The 14,688-nt window shown below is 73.5% G+C and carries 16 protein-coding genes; 7 read left to right on the top strand and 9 right to left on the bottom strand.

Annotated features, from left to right (window positions below):
* Positions 1–56 precede the first annotated feature (56 nt).
* Positions 57–482, bottom strand: coding sequence for an ATP-binding protein (locus GEV43_RS16795; protein WP_160821513.1), 426 nt, complete (start codon positions 480–482; stop codon positions 57–59).
* A gap of 9 nt (positions 483–491) precedes the next feature.
* Here GEV43_RS16795 and GEV43_RS16790 point away from each other — a divergent pair, with 9 nt between their 5' ends.
* The 5 genes from GEV43_RS16790 to GEV43_RS16770 all read left to right on the top strand — a co-directional run bounded on the left by GEV43_RS16790 (position 492) and on the right by GEV43_RS16770 (position 2,239).
* Positions 492–1,088, top strand: coding sequence for a DUF5753 domain-containing protein (locus tag GEV43_RS16790; RefSeq protein WP_241682935.1), 597 nt, complete (start codon positions 492–494; stop codon positions 1,086–1,088).
* Positions 1,089–1,131: 43 nt separating this feature from the next.
* Complete coding sequence (locus GEV43_RS16785) at positions 1,132–1,266, top strand: DUF397 domain-containing protein (RefSeq protein WP_309239675.1); 135 nt, start codon at positions 1,132–1,134, stop codon at positions 1,264–1,266.
* A 322-nt stretch (positions 1,267–1,588) separates the two neighbouring features.
* Complete coding sequence (locus GEV43_RS16780) at positions 1,589–1,831, top strand: DUF397 domain-containing protein (protein ID WP_309239674.1); 243 nt, start codon at positions 1,589–1,591, stop codon at positions 1,829–1,831.
* Between the two features lie 6 nt (positions 1,832–1,837).
* Entirely contained in the window at positions 1,838–2,032 is a 195-nt protein-coding gene (locus tag GEV43_RS16775; RefSeq protein WP_160821510.1) for a DUF397 domain-containing protein, read from the top strand.
* Between the two features lie 27 nt (positions 2,033–2,059).
* Positions 2,060–2,239: a DUF397 domain-containing protein gene (locus GEV43_RS16770; protein ID WP_160821509.1), complete on the top strand. Its 180-nt coding sequence runs from the start codon at positions 2,060–2,062 to the stop codon at positions 2,237–2,239.
* A gap of 133 nt (positions 2,240–2,372) precedes the next feature.
* Here the strand turns inward: GEV43_RS16770 and GEV43_RS16765 are convergent, their stop codons facing one another.
* The 3 genes from GEV43_RS16765 to GEV43_RS16755 form a co-directional block, all read right to left on the bottom strand.
* On the bottom strand, positions 2,373–3,875 hold the full coding sequence (locus GEV43_RS16765) for an MFS transporter (RefSeq protein WP_160821508.1): 1,503 nt from the start codon (positions 3,873–3,875) through the stop codon (positions 2,373–2,375).
* Positions 3,876–3,928: 53 nt separating this feature from the next.
* A complete protein-coding gene (locus GEV43_RS16760) occupies positions 3,929–4,177 on the bottom strand; it encodes a hypothetical protein (RefSeq protein ID WP_160821507.1) in 249 nt (82 codons plus the stop codon).
* A gap of 142 nt (positions 4,178–4,319) precedes the next feature.
* Positions 4,320–5,294 (bottom strand): Lrp/AsnC family transcriptional regulator, encoded by a 975-nt coding sequence (locus GEV43_RS16755; protein WP_160821506.1) that lies wholly within the window; start codon positions 5,292–5,294, stop codon positions 4,320–4,322.
* Positions 5,295–5,402: 108 nt separating this feature from the next.
* Between GEV43_RS16755 and GEV43_RS16750 the strand changes: the two genes are divergently transcribed.
* Complete coding sequence (locus GEV43_RS16750) at positions 5,403–6,788, top strand: MFS transporter (protein ID WP_160821505.1); 1,386 nt, start codon at positions 5,403–5,405, stop codon at positions 6,786–6,788.
* Between the two features lie 50 nt (positions 6,789–6,838).
* Here GEV43_RS16750 and GEV43_RS16745 read toward each other — a convergent pair whose 3' ends face one another.
* The 4 genes from GEV43_RS16745 to GEV43_RS16730 form a co-directional block, all read right to left on the bottom strand.
* Positions 6,839–7,435, bottom strand: a complete 597-nt coding sequence (locus GEV43_RS16745; protein WP_160821504.1) for a hypothetical protein — start codon at positions 7,433–7,435, stop codon at positions 6,839–6,841.
* A gap of 116 nt (positions 7,436–7,551) precedes the next feature.
* Positions 7,552–8,832, bottom strand: a complete 1,281-nt coding sequence (locus GEV43_RS16740; protein ID WP_160821503.1) for a lipase family protein — start codon at positions 8,830–8,832, stop codon at positions 7,552–7,554.
* Between the two features lie 134 nt (positions 8,833–8,966).
* Entirely contained in the window at positions 8,967–9,539 is a 573-nt protein-coding gene (locus GEV43_RS16735) for a hypothetical protein (RefSeq protein WP_160821502.1), read from the bottom strand.
* A complete protein-coding gene (locus GEV43_RS16730) occupies positions 9,536–11,041 on the bottom strand; it encodes an FAD-dependent monooxygenase (RefSeq protein WP_160821501.1) in 1,506 nt (501 codons plus the stop codon). Before GEV43_RS16730 ends, GEV43_RS16735 begins: the two co-directional genes overlap by 4 nt.
* 308 nt (positions 11,042–11,349) lie before the next feature.
* Between GEV43_RS16730 and GEV43_RS16725 the strand changes: the two genes are divergently transcribed.
* Complete coding sequence (locus GEV43_RS16725; RefSeq protein WP_160821500.1) at positions 11,350–14,442, top strand: helix-turn-helix transcriptional regulator; 3,093 nt, start codon at positions 11,350–11,352, stop codon at positions 14,440–14,442.
* Here GEV43_RS16725 and GEV43_RS16720 read toward each other — a convergent pair.
* Positions 14,432–14,659, bottom strand: a complete 228-nt coding sequence (locus GEV43_RS16720; RefSeq protein WP_160821499.1) for a hypothetical protein — start codon at positions 14,657–14,659, stop codon at positions 14,432–14,434. The two genes, GEV43_RS16725 and GEV43_RS16720, sit on opposite strands and share 11 nt — an antisense overlap.
* Between the last annotated feature and the right edge of the window lie 29 nt (positions 14,660–14,688).

The raw sequence follows: 14,688 nt of genomic DNA, 5'->3' as shown, positions 1-14,688 counted from the left end.
TTATCCCGGGTCTCCCGAATCACTTCCTACGACACCCGTTGCGAACGCATAGGCATTTACTGGTCGGGCCCGATGAAACGCGCCTCAGCGTGGCCGCCGTCCCGCGCCTCCAGCAGCGCGAGCGGCCAATCAGGATGGAAGGCCGGCTCACCGGGAATCCGATCGGACGAATCCCAGACCCCGATCCACACGCAATGCCGGCCGAACGTAGAGCGGTAGTGGATCTCGGCGTACGGCGTCTCCTTGCAGGCGTTCGTCAGGAGTTCGGAGGTGGCGAGATACAGGTCGTCCGCTCGGCCGCCGAGCAGAGGCAGCAGCCCGCGCCCCGCGAGGCGCTGCTCCAGCAGGAGGCGCACCGTGCCCGGCAGGCTCGCGCTCGGAAGGGCCTTCCAGTCGAGCACGAGAGGCGCACCGGCCTTCACGTCCCCAATGCCCACCACCAAGCAGACAAGCTGGACGCGTTCCTCCAGCTCAACGGGCATTTCGCTCGCTTGGTCAGATACGCGAGAACGGCCCACGACCCGGACTGGTTCGCGGAGTACGCGAAGTACGAAACTCAGGCGCGAGTCATCCGGTTCTACCGGCTATCGCTGATCCCTGGACTCTTCCAGACGCCCGAGTACGCGCGGGCCTGCATCACGGCCTCACGCATGGTGACCGACATCGAGGGCGCCGTAGAGGCCCGCATGCGCAGGCAGGACGTTCTACGGCGCGATGACCCTCCGCACGTGTGGGTCCTGCTGGACGAGTCCGCGCTGCTCCGCCCGATCGGCGGTCCCAAGGTGATGCGAGACCAACTCGCGGTCATTCACGAACTCGCCTGCCACCCTCAGGTCAGCGTCCGGGTGGTCCCGCAAGCCACGAATTTCTACCTCGGCCTGGACGGTTCCTTCAACAGGCTCGCGCTTGCCAGAGGAAGCCTCGCTTTTGTCGAAGCTCCAGGAGGAGGGAGGCTGATTCAGGGAGACTCTGAGCTCCGTGAGTTCGAGGTACGTTGGGACCGAATCGGCGATAGCGCCTTGCCTTGGGACGCTTCGCGGAAGCTCATCGCACGACGGATGGAGCAGTGGAATGACCAGCTGGCGTAAGTCGAGTCGTAGCGGCGGCGGGGGCTCTGGCGGCCAGGACTGTGTGGAGCTGGCAGCGCTGGAGCAGGGTGTGGGTGTTCGGGACAGCAAGAATCCTGAAAGTGGGCATCTGAGCCTGTCGTCCGAGGGCTTCGCCGAGTTCGTTGGCCGCGTCAAGCGGGACGAGCTGAGCTTCTGAGGGAATATTGGCTGACGTGAGTGAGCGGCGCGGTCGTGGAGTCCGTGCCGCTCATCGCATAAAGGAGAGACCAGACGATCCCTCCTCACGCCTCCGACGTGCACACATGGCGCCGTTCTCTCGTGCAGCGACGGCGTTCCTCCGGGGGGCTGCTGGGTACGTGCGTCGCCGTCCCATGTGAAGACGCGTCCGCCGCTCGTTCGCCAACCGCGCGGAGAGCAAGGCTGGACCTAAGCCCGAGAGTCCATGAGAGTGGGAATCATCGTCCAGCACGTTCTTGTTGAGCGCCGTTGGCCACCGTTCGAGCCGGTACGAGGCCCGGATGCGGCAGGGAGTCAATGCGATGAAGAGCCGGGCATGGCGGAGATCCAGCTACAGCAGCGGGTCTTCCGGACAGGCGGACTGCGTGGAGCTGGCAGCGATCAGCAGCGCCCACGTCGGCATCCGTGACAGCAAAGATCCTGAGGACCGTCATCTGACCCTGTCGGCCGAAGGCTTCGCTGAGCTTCTGATCCGCGCGAAGCAAGTCGAACGAGCTTGCTCAATGCCGGAACAGAATTGGTAGGCGCACATGATTCGGTGGCGGAAGTCGAGTCGTAGTGGCGGGGGCGGCGACGGCGGACAGGAGTGTGTGGAACTGGCGGCGCTGGTGCAGGGTGTGGGCGTTCGGGACAGCAGAGATCCCCAAGGCGGCCACCTGTGCCTGTCGGCCAGGGTCTTCGCCGAACTGCTTGATCGGGTGAAGCGCTACGAGGCAAATTTTTGAGTCCGGTGTGGATGGAGCGACGTGCACATGCAGCAATGGCGTAAGTCGTCCTACAGCAGCGGGCAGTCGTCCAACGCAGACTGCGTGGAGATCGCAGGCTCGGCGGGTCGCGCGGTCTGCGTTCGTGACAGCAAGGCGCCGGAGCGCGGACGGCTCGTACTGACGGCCAAGACCTTCGCCGAGTTGGTGCGCCGCGTGAAGGCGTGAGGCCGGTGCCGGAGGGCGGCGCGGTTGCCTCCGCCCTGCGGTGGCGTGGAGAAGAGGCGCCCTCGCCATCTCGCTGGATGCCTCTTTTCTGCACTGACCCGGCTTCCGCGGCACGGGCGTGTGGCGGGATGGGTTAGTGGGGTGGTTCGGTGGGTTTGTAGTTTTTGGGGATGAGGTGGTGGCCGATGAGGCCGGACAGGAGGAGGGTGATCGCGGCGGCGAGGAAGGACCAGCCGAGGGCCGCGGTGAACGCGCGGGTCGCCTCGTGCATGGCGTGCGCGCCTGCGGGGCCGCCGATCTCGCCGGAGACGACGGCGGCCTCGCCGATGGAGTCGCGGAGGCGGGCCGACAGCGGGGCGGGCAGGTCGAGGGCGGGGAGGGCGTTGCGGTACAGGACGCCGGCCAGGCTGCCGATCGCGGCGACGCCCATCGCGCCGCCCAGCTCGTACGAGATCTCCTCGACCGCCGCCGCGCCGCCCGCCTCCTCCTGCGGCGAGGACGCCAGCAGCGCCACCGAGGCCGCGGTGGCGGCGATGCCGAAGCCGATGCCGAGGCAGGCGAGCGCGACGGCGACCGCGGCGTAGTCCAGGCGGCCCGCCAGGTCGGCCAGCCACGGCACCGCCATGCCGAGCGCGGCGACGCCCATCGCGCAGCCGAGCACCGGGCCGACGCCGAAGCGGCCGATCAGGCGCGGTGTGAAGAGGGGCGCGATGATCAGGGTGGCGGGGGCGGGCAGCAGCCGCACCCCGGCGGCGAACGGCCGCAGGCCCTGCGCGTACTGGAACCACTGGCTGAGCAGGAACAGCACCGCGCCGAGCGCCAGCATGCCGAGGAAGATCGAGACCGCTGAGACGCTGAACGTCCGGCGCGCGAACATCCGGACCTGGAGCAGCGGGTTCGCGATGCGCAGCTCCCGGCGCACGAACAGCGTCAGGGCCGCCGCCGCCAGGACGAGCAGGGCGAGGCCGAGGGGCACGTCGTGCGCGCCGGCCAGCTTGATCCCCGCGGCCAGCGACACCATGCCGACGACCGACTGCGCCACGCCCCACCAGTCCCAGCGGCCCTCGCGCGGATGGGACGACTCGGGCACCAGCCACAGCGTGAACACGATGCACACGGCGGCGACGGGCACGTTCAGCAGGAACGCCGCCTCCCACGCGAACGCCTCGACGACCAGGCCGCCGACCAGCGGGCCGAGCGCCATGCCCGCGCCGATCACGGCCGTCCAGACGCTGTAGGCGAGGGCCCGCTCGCGGGGGTCGGTGAACACCACCCGCAGGATCGAGATCGTCGCCGGCATGATGGCGGCGCCGCCGACGCCGAGCAGGGCCCGCGCGACGATCACCACCACCGGGGTGGTCGCCGCCACCGCCAGCAGCGAGGCCAGCGTGAAGATCGCGAAGCCCGCCAGCAGCAGCCGGCGGCGGCCCCAGCGGTCGCCGAGCGCCCCGGCGGTGATCAGCAGCCCGGACAGCACGAGCGCGTACGCGTCGACGATCCAGAGCTGCTCGACCGAGGACGGCCGGAGGTCGGCCACCAGCGACGGGAACGCCACGTTGAGGATCGTCGCGTCCATCGCGATGATCAGCAGGCTGCCCGACAGCACCGCGAGCACGGCCCACCGCCGACCGCCCATGCGTCACCCCCGAACCCGGGGGCGATCGTGATCGTGCCCGGACCGGCCGCGGCCTAATCCCGGCCGGTCGAGGAGGTCTTCGGCTTGAGGACCCACTGACCCTTGACGCACGTGAAGGTCTGGTTGAGGATCTTCGCGTCGCTGCCCTCCGGGACCAGGAACGGCTTGAAGATGGGGATGTCCACCCGGCAGCCCTGCGCCGCGAGGGCGGTGGGCTCCGGCGCCGCGGACGCCGCGGGCAGCGGGCCGGCCACGGCGCAGGCGGCGCAGGCGGTCACGGTCATCACGCGCTTCACGTTCATGCAGTCCCCCGATTCGCGGTCGTCCCCAGGCCGGAGACGTCCCCCAGAGCTTGATCACCTTTACGCATGCCCACGGAGAGTGACCGCGGAAACCTCGCTCGGCGGGAACGGCGCGCCGGACTCCGCGCGAGCCGTCCTCGGCTCAGCGTTCGAGGGGGAGCAGGGCCCCGGCTCGTTTCACCGTGCGGATGACGGGGGCCGTCTCGATCGTGTGGATCGCGTCCAGTGACGCGATCCGCTCGGTCAGATACCGCGCCAGGTCCAGGGAGTCCTTGCAGTTGACGGCGGCGAGCAGGTTGGTCGGCCCCGTGGTCTGGGCCACGAGCGAGACTTCGGGGTGGCCGGCCATCGCGCGGGCCACGGCGGCGAGCCGGGACGGGCGCACGGTCATCCACAGGCGGGCCTCAGCGCGGAAGCCGAGGGCGGCTGGCGGGATATCGACGAGGAAGTTGAGCACTCCGGACCTGCGCAGGACGGTGAGTCGGCGTCGCACGGTCGATTCGGACCAGCCGGTCGCGGCCGCGAGTTCGGTGTGGCTCGCCCGTCCGTCCCGGGAGAGCAGGTCGAAGAGCGGACGGTCCGCGGGCTCCAGGGAGACGTCGGCGGCCTCGGGAGGCGGCGGGACGAGCGGCGCGGCCTGCTCGGGGGTGAGCCGGGCGGGCCCGGCCCAGTCGCCGGGCAGGGCGTGGTGGCCGAGCAGCAGGTGGGCGGAGACGGCGGTGACGCGCCTGGTCCTGGGGAGCCTGTGCAGCAGCAGCGCCTCGCTCTCATCCGCGGTGGGCGTCTGGACGCTGCACGAGATCTCGGTGCCGCCGGAGAGCAGGTAGACGTAGGACGTGTCGGGACGGGCGGCGAGGGCCTCGGCGATGGCGGTCGCCGCGTCCGGTGTGCACTGCAACCGGATGGTCCAGGCGTTGTAGCCGAGCCGGGCGCCGTTGAGGGTGCCGACGACGCGGAGGACGCCGGCCGTGCGCAGGCGGCGGTAGCGGCGGGCGACGGTGTTCTCGGAGACGCCGAGGGCCTGGCCGACGAGGCGGAACGGGGCCCGGCCGTCGATCCGCAGCGCGTGCACCAGTCCCTGATCAACCTCGTCCAGGGTGACGGCATCCGTCTTCATCGGGCAGAAGTATGCCAGTATCCGCCGAGCATGGGGCCCTGGATGGCGTCCGAGGGACGTTGGTCCGGACAGTGGAGGCGTCCGACGAGTTCTGCGGAGGAGAGCCTCATGCGCAAGTGGTGGCCGCTGGTCGCCGTCTGTCTCGGCACGTTCATGTTCCTGCTCGACACCACCGTGCTGTCCGTCGCCCTTCCCGAGATCGGGGAGGGGCTGTCCGCCCCGCTGCCCGCGCTCCAGTGGGTGGCCAACGTCTACACGCTGGTCCTGGCCGTGCTGATGCTCATGATGGGGGCCCTGGCGGACCGGTTCGGCGCGCGTACGGTGTACGTCGCGGGTCTGATGGTGTTCGGCGTCGCCTCGCTGGCCTGCGGCTCGGCCCCGAACGCGGGCGCGCTGGTCGCGGCCCGCGCGGCACAGGGCGTCGGCGGCGCGGCGATGGCCGTGACCACGTTCGCCCTGATCGGCTCCTGCTACCGGGGACCCGACATGGGACGGGCGATGGGCGTCTTCGGCGCGGTGTCCGGCCTGGCCGCCGCGGTGGGGCCGATGCTCGGCGGCGCCCTCACCCAGTACCTCGGCTGGCGGTCGGTCTTCTTCCTCAACCTCCCCCTCGTCGCCGTCACCGTGGCGTTGACGCTGCGGGTCCTGGCGCCGGGACGGCAGGGCACCGGAACGCGCATCGACCTGCCCGGCATGGTCGTCTTCGCGCTCTGCGCGGGCTCGCTGACCTACGCCCTGACGTCGGCCGGCGAGGTGGGCTGGGCGTCCCCCGCGGTGCTGGGCCCGCTGGCGCTCGCCGCACTCGCTCTCGCCGTCTTCGCCCGCGTCGAGCTGCGCAGCCCCGCGCCGCTGCTGGACGTGGCGCTGTTCGGCCGGGCGGCCTTCTCCGCCGTGATGATGTGCGTGGTCGCCTCCACGGCCGCCTTCGCGGCGCTCGTCTACACCTCGGTGTGGTTGCAGTCGGGACTCGGCCTGGGACCGGCGCGCGCCGGGCTCGCGCTCATGCCGCTCGCGCTGGCCTCCTTCGCCACCTCGCTGATCAGCGGGCGCAGGCTGCACGGAAGGTCCCCGCGCGCCGTCCTCGCGACGGGCCTGCTGCTGAGCGGGATCGGTTGCGCGCTACAGGCGGGGCTGGACGCGGGCGCGTCCGCCGTTTCGCTCGCGCCGGGGCTGGCCCTGACCGGCGTCGGTGTGGGGCTGCTGGGCCCGGCGATGGGAGCCGCGGTCTTCGCGGCGCTTCCGCCGGAGCGGGGAGGCATGGCCGCCGGGGCCATGACCACCTTCCGGCAGTTGGGGCAGACACTGGGGGTCGCCGTCCTCGGCGTGCTGTTCCAGCAGGGCGGCGGTGCCATGACCGAGGGCCTGGACCGGGTCCTGATCGCCGCCGCGGCGGCCGGGATCATCGGCTCCGTACTCGCGTACGTCTTCGTGCCGAGGCCGGCGGCGGCCAACGCGCCGGCACCCGCCCGCCGCGACCTGACCGACTCCCGCTGAGGACGTCCGGAGCCGTCCACCGTCCGGGCGGCCGGCCGCGGCGCAGGGGTTCACGACACCGGAGGGTCAGGCGGCAGGGTGCTCACCACGGCGGTGCCTCGGGGGGAGAGGCGGTAGCCGGTCCCGAGGCTTTCGGTGAGGCCCAGTTCCTTGAGCCTGCGGACGTCGCGCTTGAGCGCCGCCGTGTCGCGGCCGAGCCGTTCCGCGAGAACGGCGGCGGGCGTGGCCGGGAGCTCCTGGATCAGGCGGAGCAGGTTCGCGGTCCAGGGTCCCCGGCGTCCGGCCTTGTCGATGCGGGCCAGCTCCCGCCGGACCTCGGCGGCCTCGCGGGCGTCGAGGACGCCTCGTTCGCGGAGCGCGGTCCGCGGGTCCGGGCCGGCGAGGCGGAGGCCGATCCGGTAGAGGGCGCCGTCGGGGTACCTGGCCAGCTCCTTGCGCAGCTCCTCCAGGGACGCGTAGCCCGCGCGCCGGACGTCCTCCGGGGTGACCGCGTCCTCGGCGACCTCGGCTACCGAGTCGATCTCGACGACGCCGGCGCCGGTGCGAAGCCGGCTCCCCGGGCGTACGGCGCAGCGCTTCCAGCGGCGGAAGGCCAGCGTGACGCTCCCGTCCGCGATCCCCTCCAGGACCTTCTGCTTGAACAGCACGCGACTCCCCTTCCCCTCACGCCGAACGCTACTGCCGGACGGTCTTCGTGAGGCAAGGGGAGAAGCGGCGCGGGTTCCGGGGTGGGCGCGCCACCCCGGAGCCCGCGCCGCCCGGCTCAGCAGTTGCCCTTGGCGGGCTTGTCGTGGAAGCGGTCGTCGAGGAAGTTCATGACGTCGCCGGAGGCGCCCCACAGGGTGGTGGCGTGCTCGGTCGGGTACGTGTTGTTCCAGGTGGTGTTGATCCCGGCCTTGCAGTACGCGGCGCGGGTGCCGTCCTCGGTCTCGTGCGGGATGATCTCCTCGAAGTAGCCGCGGTACTGGAAGACCGGGAAACCGATCTTGTACTTGGCGTTCGAGGACGGGGCGCCGATGTCGACGCCGAGTTTGAGGCCGTCCACGATCTGGCCCCAGGTGGCGCCGTCCGGGCCCTTCAGCGCGTAGATCTGGTCGAGGGTGAGCTTGTCCTTGGAGAAGTTCTCCATGCGCTGGCCCGCGAAGACCGCGAGGGTGCCGAAGAGGCAGTTGGTCTGGACGTCCTTGATGGCCTTGCGGCCGGTGTCGTTCATCAGCTCGTCGAACGGCATCTCGGGGTACTGGAAGTGGAAGCCCACGACGGCGTCGGCCATGAACCCGGCGAACGGGCCGCCGTTCAGGAACTTGGCGACCGTCTTCAGATCGCCGGGGACGCCGCCGGACGCGACGCCCGCGACCTTGAGCTCGGGGGCGTACGAGGCGGCGAGCTGCGCCGCCCACAGGGAGCTGTTGCCGCCCTCGGAGTAGCCGGTGATGCCGACCTTGCCGTCGCCGCCGAGCGCGCCGCCCGGGACCGGGTCGGGGATCCTGCGGGCGGCGCGGACGACGTCGAGGGCGGCGCGGCCGTTCGCCTGGCCGTTGACGTAGAAGTGGGTCTGCCCGTCGAGGTAGCCGACGCCGTCGGTGGCGGCGAGCGCCCAGCCCTTGTTGAGGAAGCCGGAGAGGTTGGGCGCCTCGTACTGGTCGTTGAACCCGGTGGTCATCTGCTTGGACAGCGAGCACTGGGGGCCCGATCCGTGCGTGAACGGGGTGTAGTTCACGGTGGGCCGCGCTCCGCCGCCCGTCCAGGCCGCGTCGGGGACCGCGACGGTGCCGGACGCGGCGACCTTCGCGCCCTTCGCGTCCTCGGTGACGTACTGGACCTTCCAGGCGTGCAACTTGGGGGCGTTCGGAACGTAGGGGAGCGTGGTCGGGCGGCAGGCGAGGATGTCGCCCGGGTTCCCGGTCACGGTGGCGGGGGGCTTGTAGATCTCGGCCTCGGTGGCGGTGCAGCCCGCCGCCGACGCGGGTCCGGCCCCCGCCACCGCGGCGGTGACCGCGGCCGCGCCCGTGGCGCACGCGGCCAGCACGCTGGTGATCTTCACGCGGTCCTCCTCGGCGCTTCTGGGGAAAGCTGGACTGCGACCGTGGCAGAGGGGACCGCGTGAAGATACGCATCCGATGACGAAGTCGGTGCCGGTGAGGCGTCGATTCCTATGAAAAGTCACGCGGGGACGGGTCAGGCGAGGACGAGGCCGGACGCGCCTCCCGAGACGATGACCAGGTAGCGGTCGGCGGCGGCGTCGTAGCCCGGCGTCTCGTCGAGCAGGCGCGACTCCCCCGTCCTGACCCGGACGGGCACGCCCCGCGGCCGGACGAGGCGCAGGCCGTCCACCGACGCCAGCCGGACCGTGCGGGTGCCGCGCGGGCGGCCGAGCGCGATCGCCGCGCGCGCGAGGCCCGCGTGGAACGCCAGGGAGCACAGGTCCACGCCGGTGAGGTCGGCGTCGAGCCCCTCCGCCGCGCCGTGCACGTCCACCGACCACGGCAGGGACGGGTTGAGGTGGACGCGCGAGGTGCGGGTGCGGGGGAGCAGGCGCGCGCCGAGCGGGTACTCGATGTGCGTCTTGGCGTCCACCGCCCACACGATCGGCAGGGGCTCGGCGAACGTGGCCTCCAGCAGGTGCGGGAGCTCGCCGGCGCGGAGCGCCAGCCGGCTCAGCCCGTTGTCGAAGCTGAGCCGGGCGACGCCGGCGGGCGGCATCGGGACGACGACGTGCTCGTCCCGGACGCCTTCGGGTGTCGCGATCACGGCACGTGCCGGACGGCGCGCAGGGCGCCCGCCAGGTCGGCCGGGTCGCCGCCGCGCCAGGCGACGAACCCGTCCGGCCGGACGAGCAGCGCGCGCTCCGTGCCGGGGACCTCGTGCGCTTCGAGCCCGGCGTCGAGGGCGGGCCCGAGCCAGGAGGCGTCCGGTGCGACGAGGACGAAGCCGCGCCCGTACAGGTCGAGCGTGGAGCGGCCGTCGCCGAGCACGCGGTGCGGGGCGCGGGTGCCGGGCCGGCCGTCCAGCTCCGCCGGCCGGAGCGGCGCGCCGTCCTCCGCGCCGAGGACGGCGGACGAGACGTAGCGGTACCCCATCGAGACGGCGCCGTAGTCGATGACCGGCGGCGCCTCGGCCGGACCCATCCGCGTCCCGAACCGGGCGAGGGCCTGCTGCATGGTCAGCAGCCCGGCGGGACGGCGCTCGGCGTCGTAGCTGTCCAGCAGCGCTTCGCCCGCGCGGCCGTGGTGCACCTCGGCGAGCTTCCACGCGAGGTTGTGCGCGTCCTGGATCCCGGCGTTGGCGCCGAGGCCGCCGGTGGGAGGCCAGGCGTGGGCGGCGTCCCCGGCGAGGAAGACGCGGCCGTCGCGGTAGGCGCGGGCGAGGTGCGCGCCGATCGGGAACGACAGCACCTTCAGGTCGGTGCCCGGGACCTGCGGGCACAGCCCGACCTTGAGGTCGGGCAGCCCGGCCGCGGCGCGGACGAGGGCCGTGACGCGCTCGTCGGTGAAGTCGTACGGGCAGTCGCGGTCCGGGTCGTACCCGGTGCCGAACACCCAGCGCCGCCCCTCCGCGTCGTGCGCCATCAGGATGGTGAACGGCTGCGGCTCGTCGAGGTAGGCGGTGCCGACCTCGCGGCCCCGGGTGGCGGGGCTGAGGTCGGCCTCGATGACGGCCGTGATCGTGTGGAACATCGTCCCCGGGCCGTCCGCCTCGATGCCGAGCCGCGCGCGGATCGGGCTGTGGAACCCGTCCGCGGCGACCAGGTACCCGGCGCGGATCGTGCGGTGCTCGCCGGTCGCGTGGTCCACGACGCGGGCCGTGACGCCCGCGCCGTTCTGCTCGAACGAGATCAGCTCGGTCGCGAACCGGACGTCCGCGCCCAGCTCGCGGGCCCGGTCGCGCAGCACGACCTCCAGCTTGTCCTGGTCGACGGGGCCGAACGAGGTCGGGCTGGAGGCGGACCCGTCATCCTCGAACGGCTCGTCGGGCACGCCGTACTCCTCGTCGTTCAGCGTCCTCGCCCGGACGGGCCGCCACACGAACCCCTCCCCGGCGTACGCGACGCGGCGCAGCGCGTCCTCCACGCCGAGCTGCCGGTAGATCTCCATGGTGCGGGGGGTGAGGCCGCGGGCGCGGGGGTGGATGAGCAGGTCGGAGTGGCGCTCGATGAGGACGCAGCCGACGCCGTGCCAGGCGAGGAAGGCGGCGGCGGTCAGGCCGGCGACTCCCCCGCCGACGACGAGGACGGGGGTGCGGATCTCGGACATCGTTCCTCCTGGGGTGGCGGCGCGCCGTGCGGGCGGCGCGCCTGGGCGCTCGCACCCCGCTCCGGCGCCGGGCCCGGCGCCGTGCGGCCCGCGCCGTGCGGGCGGCGCGTGTCCCGCGGAGGGCGCTCCGTGCGGGGCGGGTCGCCGTGCGAGGTGATGGGCCGCGAGGTGTGCGAGGTGTCGGGTCCAGCCTGCGCCCGGCACGGGGCACGGCACGTCCGGCGAACGCCTTACCTGGTGCCTTATATAGCGATTCCAACCGCTCTGGTGTCTTATCTCCCGGCCGCTGACAGGGCAAAATGGCGATCATGCACCCGGGAAGGTTCGTCGGCCGCAGGGAGCAGCTCGCCCGGATCGACGGGGCGCTGCGCCGGGCCGAGGCCGGCGAGCCCGGAGTGGTCGTCGTCGGCGGCGAGGGCGGGGTCGGCAAGACCCGCCTGCTGGAGCAGGTCGCCGGCCGGCTGGCGGGCTCCGGGGTGCGGGTGCTGCGCGGCGCGTGCGTCGAACTCGGCACCGAGGGACTGCCGCTCGCCCCCCTGACCGCGATGCTCCGCGACCTGGCGCGCGACCTCGGCGGCGACGGACTGACGACGTTGCTGCCCGGCGCACACGCCCTCTGGCGCCTGCTCCCCGAACTCCCCACCCCCGCGAACGACCCCGCCCAGCCGATCGGCCCAGCCGCCCCGACGGACGGAGCGGACTGGCCGAACGGACCGGGCGGCCCGCCGGGCGGACCGAACGCGCCGGACGGGTCGGGGGCACCGGACGGGGCAGAGGCGCCGGACGGGGCGGACGGGTGGGGGGTGGGGATCGACCAGGGGCGGTTGTTCGAGCCGTTCGCGGCGCTGCTCGAACGGCTCGGCGCGCAGCGGCCCGTGCTGCTGGTGATCGACGACCTCCAGTGGGCCGACCGGTCCACCCGCGACCTGGTCGGGTTCCTCGCCCGGACGCTGCGCGCCACCCGGGTCCTGATGATCATGGCGTTCCGGTCGGACGCGCTCGGCGACCGGCATCCGCTGCGCGCGTTCCTCGCCGAGCTCGGCCGGCTGCCGAACGTGCTGCGCGAGGACCTGCCGGCGTTCGACCGGGCCGAGACGACCGAGCTGGTCGCGGCCGTCCTCGGCGCGCGGCCGCACGCCGCCCTCGCCGACCGGGTGTTCCGCGGCTCGGGCGGCAACGCCCTGTACGCCGAGGAGCTGGTGCGCGCGGGCGGCGACGCCCTGCCCGAGACGCTGCGCGACCTGCTGCTGCAACGGTTCGCGGGGCTGCCGCGCCCGGCGCGGGGCCTGGTCCGGCTCGCCGCGGCGGGCGGCCCGCGCATCTCCCACGAGCTGCTCGCCGAGGTCGCCGGGCTGCCCGAGGCCGACCTGCTCGCCGCGCTGCGGGCCGCGCGCGACGCGCAGGTGCTCGTCCCGGACGGCGACGGCTACGCGTTCCGGCAGGGGCCGCTGCGCGAGGCCGTGGCCGCCGACCTGCTGCCCGCCGAACGGCTCCGGGCGCACCGCACGTACGCCGAGGCGCTGGAGGCGCGGCCGGGCCTGGTCCCGCCCGACCGGTTCGCGGCGGAGGTGGCGTTCCACTGGTGGGAGGCGGGCGACGCGGCGCGGGCGCTGCCCGCCCTGCTGCGCGCCGCCGAGGCGGCCGGGGCGATGAACGCCCACGCCGAGCAGGGCCGGATGCTCGTGCGCGCCCTGGAGATCTGGCCGCGCGCGGGCCGGCCCCTGGACGAGCGGTACGACGTGCTCCAGCAGGCCCTGTCCGCCGCGGGCTGGGCGGGCGAGGACCTCCAGATGATCGACCTGTGCGACCACGCGCTGGTGGAGGAGACCGACCCGGGCCGGACGGCGATCCTGCTCGCGCACCGCGGGATGGCCCTGCACAACCTCGGCCGCGACGGCGCCCTAACCGCGCTGGACGAGGCGCTGCGGACCGTCGCGCGCGCGGGCCGCCTCGACCGCGCCCGCGTCCTCGACCTGGTCGGCGCCGCGTTCATGCTGCACGACCGGCCCGCGCGGGCGTACGAGACGGCCGTCGAGGCGCGCCGGCTCGCCGAGCAGCTCGGCGAGGCCGTCATCGCCGCGAACGCCGCCACCACCGCCGGGACGGTCCTCGCCGGGCTCGGCCGCACCGGCGAGGCGCTGTCCACCCTCACCGAGGTCGGCGAGATGGTCGCGCGGCGCGGCGACGTGGTGCAGCTCGCCCGCGTCCACCTGAACCGCGCCGACCTGCTCGGCAGGCTCGGCCGGCACGAGGAGGCGATCGAGGCCGCGCGGCTCGGGCTGGAGGCGGCGCGCACCGGCGGGCTCGCCCGCACCCTCGGCGCCCTGCTCGGCGAACGGCTCGCCGCGTCCCTCACCGCGACCGGGCGGTGGGACGAGGCGGAGCGGGCCGCGGTGGAGGCGCTCCGCCTCGACCCGTCCAGCCGGTTCGGGAGCATGCTGCACGCGATGTGCGGCGACATCGCGTTCGCGCGCGGCGACGTCGAGATCGCCCGCGAGGAGCTGCGGCTCGCGCGGACGCTGGAGGGCGCGCCGCAGGAGATGCTGCCGGCCGCGCTGCTGGAGATCCGCCTCGCCATCGGCGACAACCGGCTGGAGGAGGCCCGCGCGTCGATCGCGCGGCTGCTGCCCGGCACCGGCGACACGGAGATCTGGCCCCTGCTCGTCCTCGGCGCCCGCGTCGAGGCCCGCCTCCGCGACCGCGAGCGCGACCGGGAACGGCAGGACGAACGCGACGGGAAGGCCGGGGGCGGGAGCGCCGGGCTGCGCGCCGCGCTCGAACGCCGCGCCTCGGCGCTGCCGGTCGCCTCACCGCTGGACAAGGCGTACGCCGCGGCGTTCCGCGCCGAGACGGGCGAGGGGCCCTGGGCGGACGCGGTCGCGGCCTGGGACGCGCTCGGCTCCCCCTACCGCGCGGCGTACTCGCGGCTGCGCGCGGCCGAGGCGGCGGCGGGCGCCGGGGACCGGAACGCGGCGGCGGAGCTCCTGCGCACGGCGGCGGACCGGGCGGCGAGCCTCGGCGCGCGCCCGCTGCGCGAGGAGATCGAGGTGGTGGCGCGGGCGTCCCGCGTCGATCTCACCACCGGTCCGGACGGAGCGTACGACGAAGCGGCCCGGCGTGCGGGCGCCGGGCGCGAGGGCGTGCCCGGCCGCGCCCGCGACGGGCTCGGGCTCACCGAACGGGAGACGGACGTGCTGCGGCTGGTCACGGCGGGGCGGTCGAACCGGCAGATCGCCGAGGAGCTGTTCATCAGCCCGAAGACCGCCAGCGTGCACGTGTCACGGATCCTCACCAAGCTGGACGTGGCGACGCGTGGCGAGGCCGCGGCTCTGGCGCACCGCCTCCGTCTCTTCCCGTCGGACGGGGCCCCTGGGGGCCCTCAGGATGGGTTCAGATCTTGATCAGCTTGGCGAAGGGCGACGGGATCCGCACCTTCTGGGTCCCGAAGTCGACGACGATGGCGGAATCGCCGACGACGTCGACGACGCGGCCGAGGCCGTACTTGTCGTGGCTGACCCGGTCGTCGACCTCGTACTGCTCGACGGGCGGGGCCGCGGGCGGTGGTTTGAAGGGACTGGTCGGCAGGTGTCGCCGCGTGGCGGCTCTCGGTGCTTTCATCATTGCCAGTATGCGCCCTGTTGGGCGAT

It is taken from the genome of Actinomadura sp. J1-007 (assembly GCF_009793335.1).
GTDB lineage: Bacteria > Actinomycetota > Actinomycetes > Streptosporangiales > Streptosporangiaceae > Spirillospora > Spirillospora yumaensis.
The sequence above is the reverse complement of the archived record's forward strand: the minus strand, read 5'-3'. Positions and strand labels throughout refer to the sequence as shown.